General features: G+C 36.2%; 14 protein-coding genes. 5 read left to right on the top strand and 9 right to left on the bottom strand.

The features are described 5' to 3' along the window. Positions 1–145: 145 nt before the first annotated feature. From LIV57_RS11625 to LIV57_RS11605, 5 genes are all read right to left on the bottom strand, one after another. Positions 146–1,321 (bottom strand): M28 family peptidase, encoded by a 1,176-nt coding sequence (locus LIV57_RS11625; RefSeq protein ID WP_227942705.1) that lies wholly within the window; start codon positions 1,319–1,321, stop codon positions 146–148. Positions 1,322–1,383: 62 nt separating this feature from the next. Beyond that, positions 1,384–2,565, bottom strand: coding sequence for a M28 family peptidase (locus LIV57_RS11620; RefSeq protein WP_227942704.1), 1,182 nt, complete (start codon positions 2,563–2,565; stop codon positions 1,384–1,386). Positions 2,566–2,918: 353 nt separating this feature from the next. Beyond that, positions 2,919–3,263, bottom strand: coding sequence for a 50S ribosomal protein L20 (rplT, locus tag LIV57_RS11615; protein WP_002979659.1), 345 nt, complete (start codon positions 3,261–3,263; stop codon positions 2,919–2,921). 117 nt (positions 3,264–3,380) lie between these two features. Then, positions 3,381–3,578 carry a 50S ribosomal protein L35 gene (gene rpmI, locus LIV57_RS11610; RefSeq protein ID WP_034694453.1) on the bottom strand — a complete coding sequence of 66 codons (198 nt, stop codon included), beginning with the start codon at positions 3,576–3,578 and terminating at the stop codon, positions 3,381–3,383. 230 nt (positions 3,579–3,808) lie between these two features. Continuing rightward, entirely contained in the window at positions 3,809–4,630 is an 822-nt protein-coding gene (locus LIV57_RS11605; protein ID WP_076594815.1) for an alpha/beta fold hydrolase, read from the bottom strand. A gap of 360 nt (positions 4,631–4,990) precedes the next feature. Between LIV57_RS11605 and LIV57_RS11600 the strand changes: the two genes are divergently transcribed. The 4 genes from LIV57_RS11600 to LIV57_RS11585 all read left to right on the top strand — a co-directional run bounded on the left by LIV57_RS11600 (position 4,991) and on the right by LIV57_RS11585 (position 10,971). Next, complete coding sequence (locus LIV57_RS11600; protein ID WP_227942703.1) at positions 4,991–5,233, top strand: hypothetical protein; 243 nt, start codon at positions 4,991–4,993, stop codon at positions 5,231–5,233. A 371-nt stretch (positions 5,234–5,604) separates the two neighbouring features. After that, positions 5,605–8,070, top strand: coding sequence for a tetratricopeptide repeat protein (locus tag LIV57_RS11595; RefSeq protein WP_227942702.1), 2,466 nt, complete (start codon positions 5,605–5,607; stop codon positions 8,068–8,070). A 61-nt stretch (positions 8,071–8,131) separates the two neighbouring features. Then, the gene (locus tag LIV57_RS11590; RefSeq protein WP_227942701.1) at positions 8,132–10,339 is read left to right on the top strand and encodes a histidine kinase; all 2,208 of its coding nucleotides are present in this window, start codon (positions 8,132–8,134) and stop codon (positions 10,337–10,339) included. Positions 10,340–10,341: 2 nt separating this feature from the next. After that, positions 10,342–10,971 carry a response regulator transcription factor gene (locus LIV57_RS11585; RefSeq protein ID WP_227942700.1) on the top strand — a complete coding sequence of 210 codons (630 nt, stop codon included), beginning with the start codon at positions 10,342–10,344 and terminating at the stop codon, positions 10,969–10,971. A gap of 81 nt (positions 10,972–11,052) precedes the next feature. On the opposite strand, the gene LIV57_RS11580 is transcribed toward LIV57_RS11585, so the two are convergent. Then, a complete protein-coding gene (locus tag LIV57_RS11580; protein ID WP_227942699.1) occupies positions 11,053–11,619 on the bottom strand; it encodes a hypothetical protein in 567 nt (188 codons plus the stop codon). A 306-nt stretch (positions 11,620–11,925) separates the two neighbouring features. After that, positions 11,926–12,999, bottom strand: a complete 1,074-nt coding sequence (locus tag LIV57_RS11575; protein WP_227942698.1) for a resolvase — start codon at positions 12,997–12,999, stop codon at positions 11,926–11,928. Positions 13,000–13,157: 158 nt separating this feature from the next. Here LIV57_RS11575 and LIV57_RS11570 point away from each other — a divergent pair, with 158 nt between their 5' ends. Next, positions 13,158–13,721, top strand: a complete 564-nt coding sequence (locus tag LIV57_RS11570; RefSeq protein WP_227942697.1) for a hypothetical protein — start codon at positions 13,158–13,160, stop codon at positions 13,719–13,721. Between the two features lie 93 nt (positions 13,722–13,814). Here the strand turns inward: LIV57_RS11570 and infC are convergent, their stop codons facing one another. Next, positions 13,815–14,315, bottom strand: a complete 501-nt coding sequence (gene infC, locus LIV57_RS11565; protein ID WP_027372223.1) for a translation initiation factor IF-3 — start codon at positions 14,313–14,315, stop codon at positions 13,815–13,817. A 164-nt stretch (positions 14,316–14,479) separates the two neighbouring features. Next, positions 14,480–16,399, bottom strand: coding sequence for a threonine--tRNA ligase (thrS, locus tag LIV57_RS11560; protein WP_227942696.1), 1,920 nt, complete (start codon positions 16,397–16,399; stop codon positions 14,480–14,482). Positions 16,400–16,518 lie beyond the last annotated feature (119 nt).

Below are 16,518 nucleotides of genomic sequence, written 5' to 3'. Positions count from 1 at the left end.
GTTTAATGTGTTAAAATAAAATAATATTTATTATGAATATCATATTAATTATTACAATTGCCTTATGAATATTATAATACAGTTCTGACAATAAAAAGACCTTTGAATAGCTTCAAAAGTCTTTTTATTCGTATTGTATGCTCACTTATCTTTCAATCATCACTTTTCTGACAACCTTTTGATCTCCGGTCTTTAAAATCCCGATATAAGCTCCGTTTTCCAGGCCTGAAGCATTAATACTTGTTTCATTGTTTCTCCTGAAAATGGAACGCCCCTGAAAATCCGTGATTTCAAAAGTGAAATTTTTAATTCCGGAGTCCGGAAGTTCAATATTGATAACATCTTTGGCTGGATTTGGATAGATTTTTACACTTTCCAACGTATTTTTTACTGCTGTTTCATGCGTTCCCAATGTGCCGGTAGCAATAGCGAAATGCTGCAATGCTCCTACGGATGCTTTTCCTATCTTGTAAATATAAACAGGATCGGTGTTGGCAAAAGTATCATTCACTGTATGTGGATAGGTACTTCTTATTCTTTCAAAAAAACCTGTGATCACTTCACCTTTTTGTTCAAAAGGAATATAATCCGTATCAGCAGCCGGATCTACGGCAGTCAGAAGAGGAGAGTAGAGCGCTGTACAGTTTCTCAGTTCCTGAGTTACAGCAACCGAAGCGGCATTATTGGAAGAAAGTCCGCCCTGATCTTCATCACAGTAAACGGTATTGTTGTTATTTCCCATAACCCCACCTACCTGGTCGAGATTAAAAACAAGTTTAATATCCAGAACACGAACACCACTTTGGTAAGCCACATTGTTGACATAATGTTTGCTTCCCAGAAGTCCTTGCTCCTCCCCGGAAAAATGAATGAATTTTATAGAATATTCAGTCGGAACATCCTTCAGAATCCTTGCTGCTTCAAGAATAATAGAAGTTCCGCTTCCGTTATCATTGATTCCTAGGCCGGTAATACTGTCGAAATGTCCACAGATGATTACATATTTATTGGGGTATACCGTTCCTGTTTTGGTAATAACAAGGTTTTTAGAATTATAACTTCCTGCAGTGAAAGGATCTTCTGCTATCTGGCTGGCAGTATATCCGTAAGAAAGATACTTGTTTTTGAGCCATGTCAATGCATTGGCATTAGCTGGTGAACCCGTGGTTTTCACCCCTAGATTAGCAAATTCCTGAAGGTAAGTGGTAATATTGGTTTGATTTACCATATCCGCCCTGTCCTGATAAGCCTGAATGAAACTTTGAGCTCCAATACTTTGCATAGCAACAGAAGCGAATAAAAAAGCAGCGATTTTTTTCATTTGATGAGAGTAATGCTGAATATTCCAGAATGTAAAACAGATTCAGAATATTCTACCTGACATTATTTATTAATGATAATTTTTTTTGTGGTATTTCTCTTATCGGTCGTAACAGTAAAAGTATAAACCCCGTTTGTTAGCCCTGATGTATTTATTTTTTCCTGATTTTCAAGGTTTAAAACGGTATTTCCTGCCATGTCATTGACTTCAACTTTGAAGTGTTTTACTTTCTCCTGAAATTCCACAGTCACAAGATCTTTAGCTGGATTAGGATAGATCCTGATGGCTTCACCTGATTTTTGCACAGAGCTTTCGTTGGTACTTAACAGGTTACTGGATGTAGAGGCAACAGCAAAATGCTGCAAAGCTCCCACTGCTGCTTTTCCTACGTTGAAAACATAGACGGGATCCAGATTGGCAAAAGTATCACTTACAGTATGCTCATTATTACTTTGGATGGTTTCATAGAATCCGGTAATGGTATATCCTTTTGCCTCAAAAGGCATATAATCTGAGCTGTAAGCGTAAGAAAGATTGGTCTGAAGAGGCGAGTAAAGGGTAGTGCAGTTCATCAGTTCCTGCGTTACAGCTGTAGAAGCTGCATTATTGGAAGATACACCACCGGTATCTCTTTCGCAGGTAATTGTATTGTTGTTATTTCCAAGAAGACCACCTACCTGGTCAATATTTAAAACCAGTTTTATATCCAGAACCTGACTGCCATTCTGGTAAGCTACGTTATTGACATAATGGTTGCTGCCTACAAGACCTTGTTCTTCCCCGGAAAAATGAATAAATTTGATAGAATATTCCGTGGGAACATTTTTCAATATTCTCGCGGCTTCCAGAATAATGGAGGTACCGCTGCCATTGTCACTTACCCCGGGACCTACAATCGTATCGTAATGTCCACAGATAATAACATATTTGTTGGGGTATACTGTTCCTGTCTTGGTAATAATTAAATTTTTTGAAGTGCTGCTTCCGTAGGTAAAACTATCTTCAGACATATTATTGACAGTATATCCGTAGGAAAGATATTTGTTTTTAAGCCAGTTTAAAGCGTTATTGTTAGCTGTTGTACCTGTTTTTTTAATCCCAAATCCCGCAAATTCCTGAAGGTTTGTACTAATATTGGTTTGGGTAACCATATCTGCTCTGTCCTTATAAGTCTGAATAAAACTTTGTCCACTCATATTCTGAAGTGCAATTGAACTGAGCAAAAGAGCCGCAACTTTTTTCATTTTTAATACTTTCTTTAGAGATTGCTAATATAACAATTAATCATTATTTATTGTTGATTATTAAGTAAAATATTGCTTATTTGCCTAATTTATCAATAATAATATGTGTTTTTGTTAAATTTATCATTATTTTAGATTAAAATTCGTTTAATGTATAAAATTTAGGTAAATTTTTCTTTATTATTAAATATAATCAATGATAAATTCATGTTTTATCAATGCAGTTTAATAGAAAATACTGTTGATATTGCAATTACAGCAGGATTCGACTCTTGATAAAAAATGAAAAAGTATATAACAAAAAAATCCCGGGAAAACCCGGGACTTATATTGATAACAAAATCTATTCTACATTATTTTACTTGATCTACAACAGCTTTGAAAGCTTCAGGGTGATTCATTGCTAAATCTGCTAAAACTTTTCTGTTAAGTTCGATGTTGTTCTTTTTAAGAGCTCCCATAAATTGAGAGTAAGACATTCCGTGCTCTCTGGTTCCCGCGTTGATACGAGTGATCCAAAGTGCTCTGAAATTTCTCTTTTTCTCTTTTCTACCACGGTAAGCATATTGCATTGCTTTTTCTACCGCGTTTTTAGCTACAGTCCAAACGTTCTTTCTTCTTCCGAAATAACCTTTAGCGTGCTTAAAAATTTTCTTTCTGCGAGCTCTAGAAGCTACGGCATTTACTGATCTTGGCATAATTTAAATTGTTTTTTTGAAAAGGGCGGCAGTGTTATTGCTCTTATTTGCACCGTTTCAGGGTTAAAATTGTGAATTTGTTTGAATTCTTATAAACCGAATATAGATTTATAAAAACTACTTAATTGCTAATTGACGTTGAACGCTTTTCTCATCCACTTTAGCTACGTAAGAAGTAGACGTAAGATTTCTCTTCTGCTTAGTTTCTTTCTTAGTTAAGATGTGGCTTTTGTAAGCGTTTTTTCTTTTGATCTTACCTGTTCCGGTAAGAGCAAAACGTTTCTTAGCACCTGATTTCGTTTTTAATTTTGGCATTGTTTTGCTTTTTTATTGTTTTTGTTATCAATATCTGTTTTGGCTACTCCTAAAGACATTAGGAATAATAGTGTGCAAAATTACGAAAAAAATGTGATACACGAAAGGAATTTTTAATGTATATCAACAGGAAGGTGTTTTGGGTTGAATTATAAAGGCAAACCCATATCAATACGGATTTGCCTTCAATGCTATACGTTCATAAAAACGTAATGATGTTCTTATTCTTATTATGATTTAAAAAACTCCAGAAGATCTCTGTTGATGGTTTCAGCCTCTGTAGTTGGCATTCCGTGTGGAAACCCGGGATAGGAAATCAGTTTTCCGTTTTTAAGAAGGGTAGCAGCTACCTTGCCTGTGGTCTCAAAAGGTACAATCTGATCATCTTCGCCATGCATTACCAACACCGGAACTTCTACGCTTTTAAGATCCTCTGTGAAATCTGTCTCAGAGAATGCTTTCACACAATCATAATGTGCTTTGATAGAACCGCTCATTCCCTGTCTCCACCAGTTTCTCTGAATACCTTCAGAAACTTTGGCTCCTTCTCTGTTGTATCCATAAAAAGGAAAGGTAATATCAATAAAGAATTGTTGTCTGTGTTTCGCCGTATTATTTCGGATATCATCAAAAACAGAGATGGGAACTCCATTAGGATTATTCTCATTCTGAACCATAATAGGAGTTACTGCACTTACCAGAACAGCTTTTGCCACTCTTCCGTTACCATGCTTTGCTACATAGCGGATCACTTCACCGCCTCCTGTAGAATGTCCTACATGAATCACATCTTTTAAGTCCAGCGCTTCAACAATTTCTGCCACATCAGAAGCATAAGTATCCATATCATGTCCGTAAGGAGTCTGTTCGGATCTTCCGTGGCCTCTTCTGTCATGAGCAATTACTCTATAACCCTGTTCCAGAAAGAAGAACATTTGGGCATCCCAGTCATCACTTGATAATGGCCATCCGTGGTGAAAGAAAACCGGCTGTCCTTTCCCCCAATCTTTGTAATAAATTTCTGTTCCGTCTTTTAATGTAAGTGTGCTCATTTTTTTCTTTTTTTTAATATTAATAAATAGTGTGTTTGATTTTTTATATCACAAATGTAGATAGAAAATCTTCAGAATACCTTGATCTAAGATAATAATTGATTAAAAATTTGTCAACAATAGTATTGTGTTGGTAACACTCTTCAAAGAGTAAATGGGTTGAAAATCTTTTTGTTATGAAGAAAAACACTCAAAAAAGTAAGGCAGCACAAAATATACCTGATAATCGGGATTGTGGTATTTGACGGTTCTCTCTAATATTGACGATGAATATGAAACATACAATTAAGGCAGGTTTGATCATTTCTATGTTCAGTCGAACCTGCTGAACTTATTGTTAACCTGTAAATTTAAACCCTTATGCTTTCATCTGCAGACTTACACCTGGAAAGAGCTTTATTTTTTGCTGTCTTAATTATATTTTTTGGAGCAGGATTCCTGTTCACGCTGATTACTTTCATTATCAATTTTATACAAAAGAAAGATAAAAAAGCCGTGTATTACCTTCTTATATTTCTTATTTCAGGCCTTATCGGAGTAGTTTTAACTGCATTTTATTGTTACATGATTCTGTTTGAACAGGCCGAAACCTACAGGCCATAAAGAAGATGCGATGCATTATATTATGAAACAGACTAAACTAAAAACCACTGATATCAGGGATGTTTTTATACTGTCTCTATTTTTATCTTTGGCCTAAAATATAATAAAGATAAAAAGGCTAAATATCTTTCTGATAAACAATAATTTATAACTTTTATAGCTTTCTTTTTCACACCCGATTCAACGATAAATTCTTATTTCGAATAAACACTAAAAAACTATGGGTAAAAACACTAGCCAGATACAATGGAGTGAGGAAGAAGCTGTAAAAGTAATATTGCTGCGTATATTTGTAATTTGCAGCTACTCGGGAGACAACCTTAGGTAACAGGGAATGCTGTGATGCTTTCCGATATGTTAAAATTGAATGAATGGCACACCGGATTTATTTATACAATTACGATCAAAAAACAAATCAGACATTCGATACCTATCTGGGTGAGTGGAATTATGAAATTCCATTATTGTTGTATCCTCTGCTGGCAGAAGATATCAAAGTGGAAGGTGTTGAATTTTTCTCCGATAAAAACCAGGGAATTGTTCAGCTGCGTTATTTTTTCAATCTGCTGGCAGATACTTATCAGCTGCATTACAAGAAAGCTTATTATGAACCTGTTAATAAAATGTTCGAGTTTCTGGAAGCTTTACCTTACGACACTTTTGTATTGAATGCAACAGATGTTTTCAATATGAACGAAGGAGAACATCCGGTACAGGCAAAGGAATGGCTGGTAGAAATTCAGCAGAAAAGTAAGCTGTATAAAAAGGCTGTTAAAGCCCGCAATCTTTCGCTGCTGGATGCCTTGTTCTCACAGACAGGGTATTCCTCATTTCTTGAAATTTTACAAACCGACTGGATTAATTACGGATTAGGATATTTTGAAGAGCTTGCCTATAAAAAAGTGGCATCTTCTGTATTTGAAGAGAACGGAAAGTTTGGCCTTAAAGATGCAAAAGGTGCTGTTTTAGCTCCTGCGGTTTATGACGATATTTTTGAAGCAGATGATTACTACAATATATCGGTAATTCAAAAAGGGGCTTTGTTCGGTTACCTGCAAAGTGACGGAAAAGAATGGATTTCTCCGGTGTATGAAGATGCTTTTGACGTATTCGATTTTGGGCAGGAACCTTTAGGCGAAGTAAAAGTGAATGGAAAATCAGGGATTTTAAAAATCTATTCAAATACCTGGATGGTTCCTGCGGAATATGATGCTATTGAAAGAACAGCCTATGGATTCTTTGGGGTAGAAAAAGACGGCAAATTTGGAGTTTACAGTGATGAAAACGGACTGGTTATTCCTGTTGAAAGCGAAAACCCTTATGAATATGATTATTTCCCTGAATTATTTTTTACCAGGCAAAAAGGTACCGGCAAACGAAAATATTATACAAAAGAAGGAAACTATCTCGGAGACTTTTTAGAAGGCAGCATCTCAAAAGCAAGTATCTGTTTCTGGGTCAAGCCGAACAAATTTGACAAGAAAGGCAGATTGATTGATGAAAGAGGCCGCCTCATTATAGACGAAGCAGATCAGCTGATCTTAATCGATAATTTTGAAACTCTTGCTGTTCGCAAAGACAAAAGCTGGAAGATCTATCATGCTTTAAAACACCAGTTTCTGCTGGAAAATGAATCTATTAGTAAAGTAAAAGCAGAATCCAATAGATATAGAAATAATGTCTTTATCCTGGAAACCAACGTAGGATCAGGACTTTTTGATGCAGGTAATGGAAATTGGTTAATCACTCCCCAGCCGGAAATTAAGCAGATTCACTATCTGGAAAATGGATTTTTCTCGGTTCAAAAAAATGAAGGGTATCAATTGTTCGATTTTGAGAATGGTCTGTCAGCCCAATTGTATGACTATATTTCCAATCCTTTGAATTATAGAACGGAAGAAGGCTTGTTGTTTTTGTATCAGGGTGAAAATATGTTGAGGATGCATGAAGACAGAAGCATTCACCGGGTAGAGGCTTCAGAATATGGTGCCGTTTATCTGGACCGGTATTCATTCCGGGGAAAAGATCTGGAATACTTTACTTCTTTTTATAACCGTTGGAAAAGCCAGACAGGTAAGAACGCCGAACAATTCATGGAGGTTGGAACGATTAAAAAAATGGCTTTTGACGAAAAGGAAAACCAGAATTACCACGAAGCACTTCGTCTTTTTGAGTTATCTGCCCAAAAGGGTGACATGGATAGCCTGGTAGAAATAGGGCTACTGCTTACGGATCCTGAAATAGAATCATTATTTGATCCACAAAGAGGCATTGCATATTACGAAAAAGCAGCACAACGAAACCATCCTGTAGCCTTGAACAATCTCGGGGCTTTGTACCATAACGGAATAGGGTATTCTTTTAATATCAAAAAGGCAATTCAGGCCTATGAAAAGAGTGCCGAGCTTGGTGACGAAATGGCTCTTGTTAACCTGGGTGATCTCTATTATTTTGGACAACACGTGAAGCAGGATTACAATAAAGCTTTGGATTTTTATCAGAAAGCTGAGAAAAAATACGCCTACAATTACGATAAAATCTCAGAAATCTATTACCAGTTAAGAGACTATAAAAACCTTTTGGTGTACTTGAAGAAAGACTATGATCAATCTTATTCCGGGATTTATTACGGCATTATCTACGAACACGGTATGGGAGTAAAAACGGATCTGAAGAAAGCCATTAAGTATTATGAACAGGCCAATACTTACAGTGCGTACGAATATGCAACTCAACGTTTGATGTATTATTATGGTGAAGATCCGGCCTTTAAAAATGAAAAGAAATACCTGAAGTGGAGTGCTTTTGCTGAAAAGCATGGTTTCGAAACAGATTAACAGGGATTTACCTATATTTACGTTCCTTAATGGAATGCAATTTAATAAAGATAAGGGTTTGATGCACAGGTTATTACTTATATTTACTTTACTTATTTGTCCGTTTTTTGCTCAGGCACAGGATGTTTTAAACAAATTAGAAAGAGAATACAGCCATGCCTCAAACAATACGGCAGAACAGCTCAACCTGGCTCCCAGGTATGCTACAGCATTATTTTTTCATAATCTTAAGCCCAAATCTTACCAGATTTTAGATACTAATATTTCCCTTGCTGCAAAACAGGCGGATGGAAAGTATGCCACAATTTTGTACGCAGTGCAGGCCATGAATTACCGGCTGGATAATAAAACCGCGGAGTCTTCAAAAAGCCTCGATATGGCAAAGGCCTACAGCTTAAAAACGAATAGTAATGAAGCAAAAGGTTATGTACAATATGCAAAAGGCTGGATTCTGGTACGCAATAATAAAACGACCGATGCTGTCGCCGCATACCTGAAAGCGATCGAATATTATGAAAACTCACCAACCACTTCCACACTATATGGAAGATTGGGCAATGCAGCGAAGGAATTATCTGCCATTTATTCTGACCTGAATGAATATCAGCTGGAAGAAAAATACAGCAAACAATTTCTATTGTTAGCTTCCAAACAAAATGATCCCAATCTTATCTTTGATGCTTACATGCGGATGGGCTACGTATATGAACAAAAATATACACAAGATCTATCCAATACAGTGTTTCGGGCTAAAACAGAACAGTATTATTTACAGGCTATTGCTACTTTTAATAAAAATAAAGATGCGATGCTTAGCAGAAACAGCCTTTCATATGCCGCCATCAATTTAGCTAATTTATATACTGGGTTTGACAGTAATAAAGCTATGCAATATGCGCAGTTAGCCAATAAAGTGAGCCTGGAAATTGGTGATGCTATTCACATTGCTTCTTCCTTTGGAATTCTGGCAGAATTGGCATTGCAGGATAAAAATTATGATTTAGCCAAGTCCTACTTTCTGAAAGCCTCCATGGAGATTGGGAAAAGCCCGGTAAGAAATCATATGATAGAATTGTCTATCCTTGAATCTCTATCCAGAATTAGTGAAGAGCAGGGCAATTATAAAGAAGCACTGACTTATTATAAAAGCTATGTTGATCAATACAAGAGCATTTACGATCAGGAAAAACTGGATATCACCAAAAGGTTAGAATCCCAGTTTGATAAAGAACGGCAGGAACAGAAGTACATCAAACTACAGCTGGAAAGCGACAAGAAAGCTCAGGAAATCAAGCTTATTAATATTTTGCGTGCACAGCGTGAACAGGTTTATAACAACCTAAAATTGGTAGAAGAAAACCAACGTGAAAGACTGAAATTCTCAGAACTTGAATCCGAGAAAAAAGAGCAGCAGCTTCGTTTGGCAAAACTGGAAACCCAACAGAAAAATAACGATATTAATACCTTTAAAAAGCTTCTGGCATTCAAGGAAAAGATCAATACGTACTACATTTTTTTTATTATCTTTTTCATTGTTTTGATCCTCTTGTTGCTGTATGCCTATAAGCAGCGTGCCAGGTCTATTAAACGAAGAGACGAACTGCATGCTTTAGCCATGGAACAGGAAAAACAGAACTCGAAAATATCTACCCTTACCGCATTGCTTGAAGGGCAGGAGCAGGAGCGTGGCCGTCTGGCCCGTGATCTCCATGACGGACTGGGAGGTTTGCTTTCAGGAACGAAACATCAACTGTCTTATTTAAATCCTGATCAGGCTGAAAATATAGAGGAAGGAATTTCAAAATCAATTGAACAGATCGATGGTGCTGTAGAAGAACTGAGAAGAGTGGCACATAATCTAATGCCTGATTTATTAACAAAATATGGTCTGGAAGTGGCTATTCAGGAGTTTGCTTCACGAATTTCCAATCACGCTATGGAAATCCATACAGAGTTTATCAATTACAGCAATTCCATATCGAAGGAAAAACAGCTGGTTATTTACAGAATCATCCAGGAACTGGTTAACAACGCTATCAAACATGCTGATCCTTCCGAAATTATTGTTCAGGTAAGCGAAGAAGAAAATCTGTTAAACCTTACCGTAGAAGACAATGGTAAAGGCTTCGATCATACAAACTTAGACGTTAGAAAAACAGCAGGTTTTCACAATATAGAATTAAGAGTCCAGTTTTTAAAAGGAACCATGAATATCACCTCCGAATTAAATATTGGCACCAGTATAGAACTTCAAATCCCTATTCATTAAACATGATAAAAGTAGCCATAACAGACGATCATCCGCTTCTATTGGAAGGACTGAAAAATATTTTAGGAAACAGTGAAACAATAGATGTCGTAGATTGTTTTAAAAATGTCTCAGAAATGAATGAAGGCCTTGCAAAACAGGCGGTTGATATTCTGCTGCTCGACATTAATCTGGCAGATATCAACAGCATTGAACTCATCAAGCCTTTAAAGAAAAAGTACAGCGGCCTACAGATTATTATCCTGAGTGTTCATAACGAACTGCCCGTCATCAACAGCACTCTTGCTGAAGGGGCTTTGGGATATATTCAAAAAAATGCTTCGGTTTCCGAAATCCTTGAAGGAATCACCTCTGTATATTCAGGTAACAGGTTTTTATGCTCTCAAACCAAAGCTGTTCTGGAGAAAAAATCAACAGACGGATTAAGTCAGGTTCCGAAACTGACACGAAGAGAAAAAGAAATTCTGGGTGAAGCAGCGAAAGGACTTACTACCAATCAAATGGCGGAAAAGCTTTTTATAAGTCCGCATACGGTAGAAAGCCACCGGAAAAATCTTATTGAAAAATTTCAGACCTCCAACCTGAGTTCAGCCATAAAATTAGCTATAGAATACGGCTTGATTATCGAATAAAATAATCATCCGGAAAAAAGGCTGCTCACATCATGTAAGCAGCCTTTTTCTTATATAATCAAATAATTTGGGTGTGTACGGTTAATCTTTGAATTTCAACGCAGCCTGAAACAGATTCTTTTTGTCTACTAAATCGTATTCGTCATTGTAAACCGGCTGATACATCAGGATGAAAACGCTGCCGTCAAAATCTTTTAAACTGATGGGCTGATCTACCATGATATCATAAAATCTTGTAATCGTACGGGTTGCAGTCCATTGCTTTGCATTGCCTTTAGGGTTTTTATCAAATCTGTGATCTTTTGCATCTGTATAATACCAGTATGAAGGCGCGGAATCCATCAGAAACATTTCTTTATCCTTGTTATAAAGCTCCTCGGCCATACCTGTATTCTGGAACCACTGAATTTCAGTATTCAAAACGCCCAAAGCTCCTGCATAGATGTCTTTATTTGTTGTGGCACCCAGTAAAAATCCTTCCAGATTGGAAGACGTGATTTCAAATAAAAAAGGAGATTTTTTCAGTTCATAAACATCATTCACGGGTTCAATTACTTTTCCATCCTGCTTAATAACGACTTTTAATGATTGTGCAAAAGTCATAAAACTTAATAAACAAAAAAGAAGGGTCAAACTTAATTTTTTCATTGTATCTCTTTAAATAATTACGGCAAAGATATTAGACTTTATTTCCCTGTGTACTCGCTGATTTCAGGGGTTTTTATTATTGAAATTGTTAAAATTTTCATCAAATAAAACCATTAAGAAGAATTTGAGAAATAAAGTATAGTTGAGATGAATCATTCTGATTTTTTAGCTTAAAGCGAAGCTTATCTTAATACTCTCAACATCTTAATATGATCTTAATGTTTCAAAATATAAAAGTTTACACAAGTTCATATTCCTTTAATAACTTCTATTTCCATTAAGATTCTAATTATCTCAGTTTTCTTACTAAAACAGATCAGCCTTTAACTGGATTTTTATATAAGCCGTTTTCTGTTTTTTACCATTTCCAGAAGCTGAATTAAGAGGGTAGACTTTTGCGTAGAAGGTATTATGATCATTCCAAAATGCCTTTTTATCATCTGCTATTTTAAAGTTGGTGAAATTCACATATAAAAGGTTGTCCTGTTTCTTAGTTTGAGGAAAGTATTTAGAAATAACAAAATTACTCCCCACATCATGATTGGAAGAGACGAAGGTAACCCAGCCTTTGGAAGGAAGAATTTGCGGATAACCTTCGGTACTCAGTTCAAACATAACTGCATTTTTTAAACTGTAAAAAGAATAGTAGGAATCTGCAACTTCATCAGAATTTTCTTTGAATACTTCCAGGTTTAAATAAGACGACCTTCCTACATATTCATTGGCAAGCGGTCCGGTCTCGGTAGAGACACTTTCATGTTGCGTAATTACGTCTTCTCTGCCGTTTTCTTTGTATACCCAGTTATCTGCCTGCAGTTGTATATTGGGATTTTTTACCAGCTTTTCACCAATTTGTTTTTTTGAACTGGCTTTAAATTCCTGTTCTGAAATCTCCACGATGGTTCCGAATTTCTTAAATGATTTATTCTTAAAATCACTTGATTCTCTAAAGGTGCTGCTTCTGATCTCATAAAGGTCAACACCTTTTAAACTAAGTTCGTATGCCGGTGTGAATTCCGACTTCAGGACAAACGCTTCAATACTGTTCGAAATGTTATTATTAATGCTGTAGTGAATAGAATAGAAGTCCTCAAACTCTTCAAATCCATAATAATTATCGAGTTTATTGTAAGGTAGTTTCAAATAGGGAGCATCTTTACTCGGAGCTGTAAAAAACTGTACAGAATCCAGTTTGGTAAATAATTGAAACGGTACCTCCTGAACATTGTCCACGCCTTGTATTTTATTGAAATCGGCAAATGTTACCGTTTTCTGCTTTACTTCGGTTTTTACATGATGTGTCCCTGATGTTTTATCCTTCTGGTTACATCCTGCAAGAATTACCAGGGATGATATAAAGAATTGATTGATGACTTTCATTTTTATATTTTTGCGCAAATGTATCAGTATTAAGACCAGCAGCCAACAAAACCTCCTGATATAGGGAATAAATGGCCGAAAACAGGGATATTTTGAACGATGGATTTTGGAGAATTTTACAAAATGATAACCCCAATATTGTAATTTACTTTATAAGAATGAAAAACTTAATAATCAGCCTTTCAGTGATGACTGCTTTATTAGCATCCTGTTCACCTTCTGCAGACAAAAAAGCAGAAACAAATACTTTTCCGGAAACTCAAATAGAAGTGGCAGCATCTCAACCGGAACCCGTGAAGAATGATCCGGAAATAGTAGAGATACCCGGTGATTTTTCAACCCTGGTTCCTATTGACGTATTGAATAGTAAGAGTACTAATGTACATGATAAATATGGTATAGAATTTTCCGGGAACTGTTACTCATGCGATTTGGCCAGTCTGTCTATCACAAAGAAGCAGATCAGATGGACCAACGTTTGTGATGAAAAAGACACTTTTGAAATTGATGATTTTTCTTATACTACTGAAGGAAATAAAACGATCTTTAAAACACCGGAAAGAACCTATATTTTAACTCAAACAGATAAAGCACCTGTCTACGAACTCGTAATAGAAGGTAAAAAACTGGAGTTAAAAAACAAGAGAGTTTCGAAATATTTTACCACCAAAAAAGCTTTGCCGCTTTTCACAGAGCATGATTGCGGGGATTTTGAGGGATAAGCAATAGAGTAGTAGTACAGTCTCTTTTGAAAATATAAGCATAAAAAAACCTCAAATTACTTTGAGGTTTCTTTATATAAAATAATGACTTAATTATTTTGCTGGTTTTTTAGGACTCATCATCATAATCATCCTTTTTCCTTCAAGTTTAGGAAGCTGGTCTACTTTACCCACATGCTCAAGTTCCTGAGCAAGTTTTAAAAGCAAAATTTCTCCCTGGTCCTTAAAGATAATCGAACGTCCTTTAAAAAATACGTAGGTTTTTAATTTAGAACCTTCTTCAAGGAATTTTTCAGCGTGCTTCTTTTTGAATTCATAATCATGGTCATCAGTCTGAGGTCCGAAACGGATCTCTTTTACCACCACTTTTACCTGCTTGGCTTTAAGTTCCTTCTGTTTTTTCTTTTGCTCGTATAAGAATTTCTTATATTCCAATACTCTTGCAATAAATGGTTCTGCCTTGTCAGAAATTACTACTAAATCCAATTCCTGTTCCGCAGCAATTTGTCTTGCTTTGTCAATTGGATAAATTCCTGGCTCTACGTTATCGCCCACTAAACGAAGCTCTCTCACACGAATTTTATCGTTGATCAAGTGAGCGTCCTCTTGTACCGGACGTCTCTGTGGGCCCCTGTTGTTAAATCTTTGTGCTATTGTATTATAATTTTATTGGTTAATTACTTAATTTAATTGATTCAAATATTTAAAATTGAAAGACTTTATTAATTTTTTAATCCTTCAATCTTTTTATTTAAAATTTAGATTGCTGCTTCTTTTTTGAAGTAAGCAACAAAATCCTCCAGCTTCATCGCTCCAAGATCTCCTTCTCCACGTCTTCTTACAGAAATCGTGCCTTCTTTCTCTTCATTTTCTCCTACAACGAGCATGAAAGGGATTTTCTTTAATTCAGCATCACGGATCTTTTTACCTGTCTTCTCGTTTCTTTCATCAATCTGACCGCTAATATCGTGATTTTCCAAAAATTGTGAAACTTTTTTTGAATAATCTACATATTTTTCACTGATTGGTAGAATAATAAACTGATCCGGGCTTAGCCATAACGGGAAATCACCTGCAGTGTTTTCCAGCAGAATAGCGATAAAACGCTCCATAGAACCGAAAGGTGCTCTGTGGATCATCACCGGTCTGTGTTTTTCATTATCATTTCCGATATAGTGAAGATCAAATCTTTCCGGTAAGTTATAATCTACCTGGATTGTTCCTAACTGCCATTTTCTTCCTAAAGCATCTTTCACCATGAAGTCAAGTTTAGGACCATAAAATGCTGCTTCTCCGTATTCGATAACAGTTTTTAAGCCTTTCTTTTCTGCTGCATTGATGATCGCACTTTCTGCTTTCTCCCAGTTTTCATCAGAACCGATATACTTTTGTTTGTTTTCAGGATCTCTTAATGAAACCTGAGTTACAAAATCTTCAAAACCTAAAGATTTGAACACATAAAGCGTTAAATCAATTACTTTTTCAAATTCTTCAGAAAGCTGATCCGGAGTACAGAATAAGTGAGCATCATCCTGAGTAAATCCACGAACTCTTGTCAATCCGTGAAGCTCTCCACTTTGCTCATATCTGTAAACAGTACCAAATTCTGCATATCTTTTTGGCAAGTCTCTGTAGCTCCATTGTGAAGTTTTGTAAATTTCACAGTGGTGAGGACAGTTCATCGGCTTCAACAGGAATTCTTCTCCTTCATTCGGCGTTTTAATCGGCTGGAAGCTGTCTTCCCCATACTTATCCCAGTGTCCTGAAGTTACATACAATTCTTTTGCCCCGATATGTGGAGACATTACGAATTCATAACCTCCTTTTTTCTGAGCATCAGAAAGGAAATTTTCCAGTTTTCTTCTTAAAGCAGTTCCTTTTGGTAACCAAAGCGGTAAACCTGCACCTACTTTTTCAGAGAATGCGAAGATTCCAAGTTCTTTACCTAATTTTCTGTGATCTCTTCTTTTGGCCTCTTCCAGTCTTTCAAGATATTCTGTAAGATCTTTCTGCTTAGGGAAAGAAATACCATATACTCTTGTTAATTGTGGGTTCTTTTCATTACCTCTCCAATAAGCTCCCGCTGCATTTAATATTTTAACCGCTTTTACGATTCCAGTATTCGGAATGTGGCCGCCACGACATAAATCTGTGAAGTTATCGTGGGTTACAAAAGTGATTTCCCCATCATTAAGATTAGAGATCAATTCCACCTTGTAAGGGTTATCTGCATACGTCTTTAAAGCTTCTTCTTTAGAAACCGGATATAAAGAGAAGGTAGAACCTTTTTTTGCATTTTCCAGGATCTTTTTCTCAATCTTCTCAAAATCTTTTTCAGATAAGCTCTCATCCCCGAAATCTACATCATAATAGAATCCGCTTTCGATAGCAGGACCGATGGTCAACTTAGCATCAGGATAAAACTCAAGGATTGCCTGCGCCAGAAGGTGGGCAGAAGAATGCCAGAAAGCTTTCTTTCCAAGATCATCATTCCAGGTCAAAAGCTGTACCGTAGAATCCGTGGTTATAGGTGTGGTCGTTTCTACTTGTTTGTCATTAACAATTGCGGAAATGGTGTTTCTAGCCAATCCCTCGCTTATAGATTTTGCCACATCAAGGGGAGTCACTGCTCCCTCGAATTCTTTGACACTATTGTCTGGAAGTGTAATTTTTATCATTGTTTACTAAGAAATTTTAAGAGGCAAAAATACGGAATTTTTAGATAAAATACTATATTAGCATATATTTAGAATGAGAATTAATATTAAAAATGTAAAAGATGCAGATGGTTTTAGTC

Source organism: Chryseobacterium sp. X308 (assembly GCF_020733145.1).
GTDB lineage: Bacteria > Bacteroidota > Bacteroidia > Flavobacteriales > Weeksellaceae > Chryseobacterium > Chryseobacterium cupriresistens.
This window is presented reverse-complemented; position numbering and strand designations above follow the sequence as displayed.

What these genes read in the sequence shown, in the direction of transcription:
- LIV57_RS11625 (WP_227942705.1), bottom strand. Translation starts at nt 1,321, where the DNA reads ATGAAAAAAATCGCTGCTTTTTTATTCGCTTCTGTTGCTATGCAAAGT.
- LIV57_RS11620 (WP_227942704.1), bottom strand. Translation starts at nt 2,565, where the DNA reads ATGAAAAAAGTTGCGGCTCTTTTGCTCAGTTCAATTGCACTTCAGAAT.
- rplT (WP_002979659.1), bottom strand. Translation starts at nt 3,263, where the DNA reads ATGCCAAGATCAGTAAATGCCGTAGCTTCTAGAGCTCGCAGAAAGAAA.
- rpmI (WP_034694453.1), bottom strand. Translation starts at nt 3,578, where the DNA reads ATGCCAAAATTAAAAACGAAATCAGGTGCTAAGAAACGTTTTGCTCTT.
- LIV57_RS11605 (WP_076594815.1), bottom strand. Translation starts at nt 4,630, where the DNA reads ATGAGCACACTTACATTAAAAGACGGAACAGAAATTTATTACAAAGAT.
- LIV57_RS11600 (WP_227942703.1), top strand. Translation starts at nt 4,991, where the DNA reads ATGCTTTCATCTGCAGACTTACACCTGGAAAGAGCTTTATTTTTTGCT.
- LIV57_RS11595 (WP_227942702.1), top strand. Translation starts at nt 5,605, where the DNA reads ATGGCACACCGGATTTATTTATACAATTACGATCAAAAAACAAATCAG.
- LIV57_RS11590 (WP_227942701.1), top strand. Translation starts at nt 8,132, where the DNA reads ATGCACAGGTTATTACTTATATTTACTTTACTTATTTGTCCGTTTTTT.
- LIV57_RS11585 (WP_227942700.1), top strand. Translation starts at nt 10,342, where the DNA reads ATGATAAAAGTAGCCATAACAGACGATCATCCGCTTCTATTGGAAGGA.
- LIV57_RS11580 (WP_227942699.1), bottom strand. Translation starts at nt 11,619, where the DNA reads ATGAAAAAATTAAGTTTGACCCTTCTTTTTTGTTTATTAAGTTTTATG.
- LIV57_RS11575 (WP_227942698.1), bottom strand. Translation starts at nt 12,999, where the DNA reads ATGAAAGTCATCAATCAATTCTTTATATCATCCCTGGTAATTCTTGCA.
- LIV57_RS11570 (WP_227942697.1), top strand. Translation starts at nt 13,158, where the DNA reads ATGAAAAACTTAATAATCAGCCTTTCAGTGATGACTGCTTTATTAGCA.
- thrS (WP_227942696.1), bottom strand. Translation starts at nt 16,399, where the DNA reads ATGATAAAAATTACACTTCCAGACAATAGTGTCAAAGAATTCGAGGGA.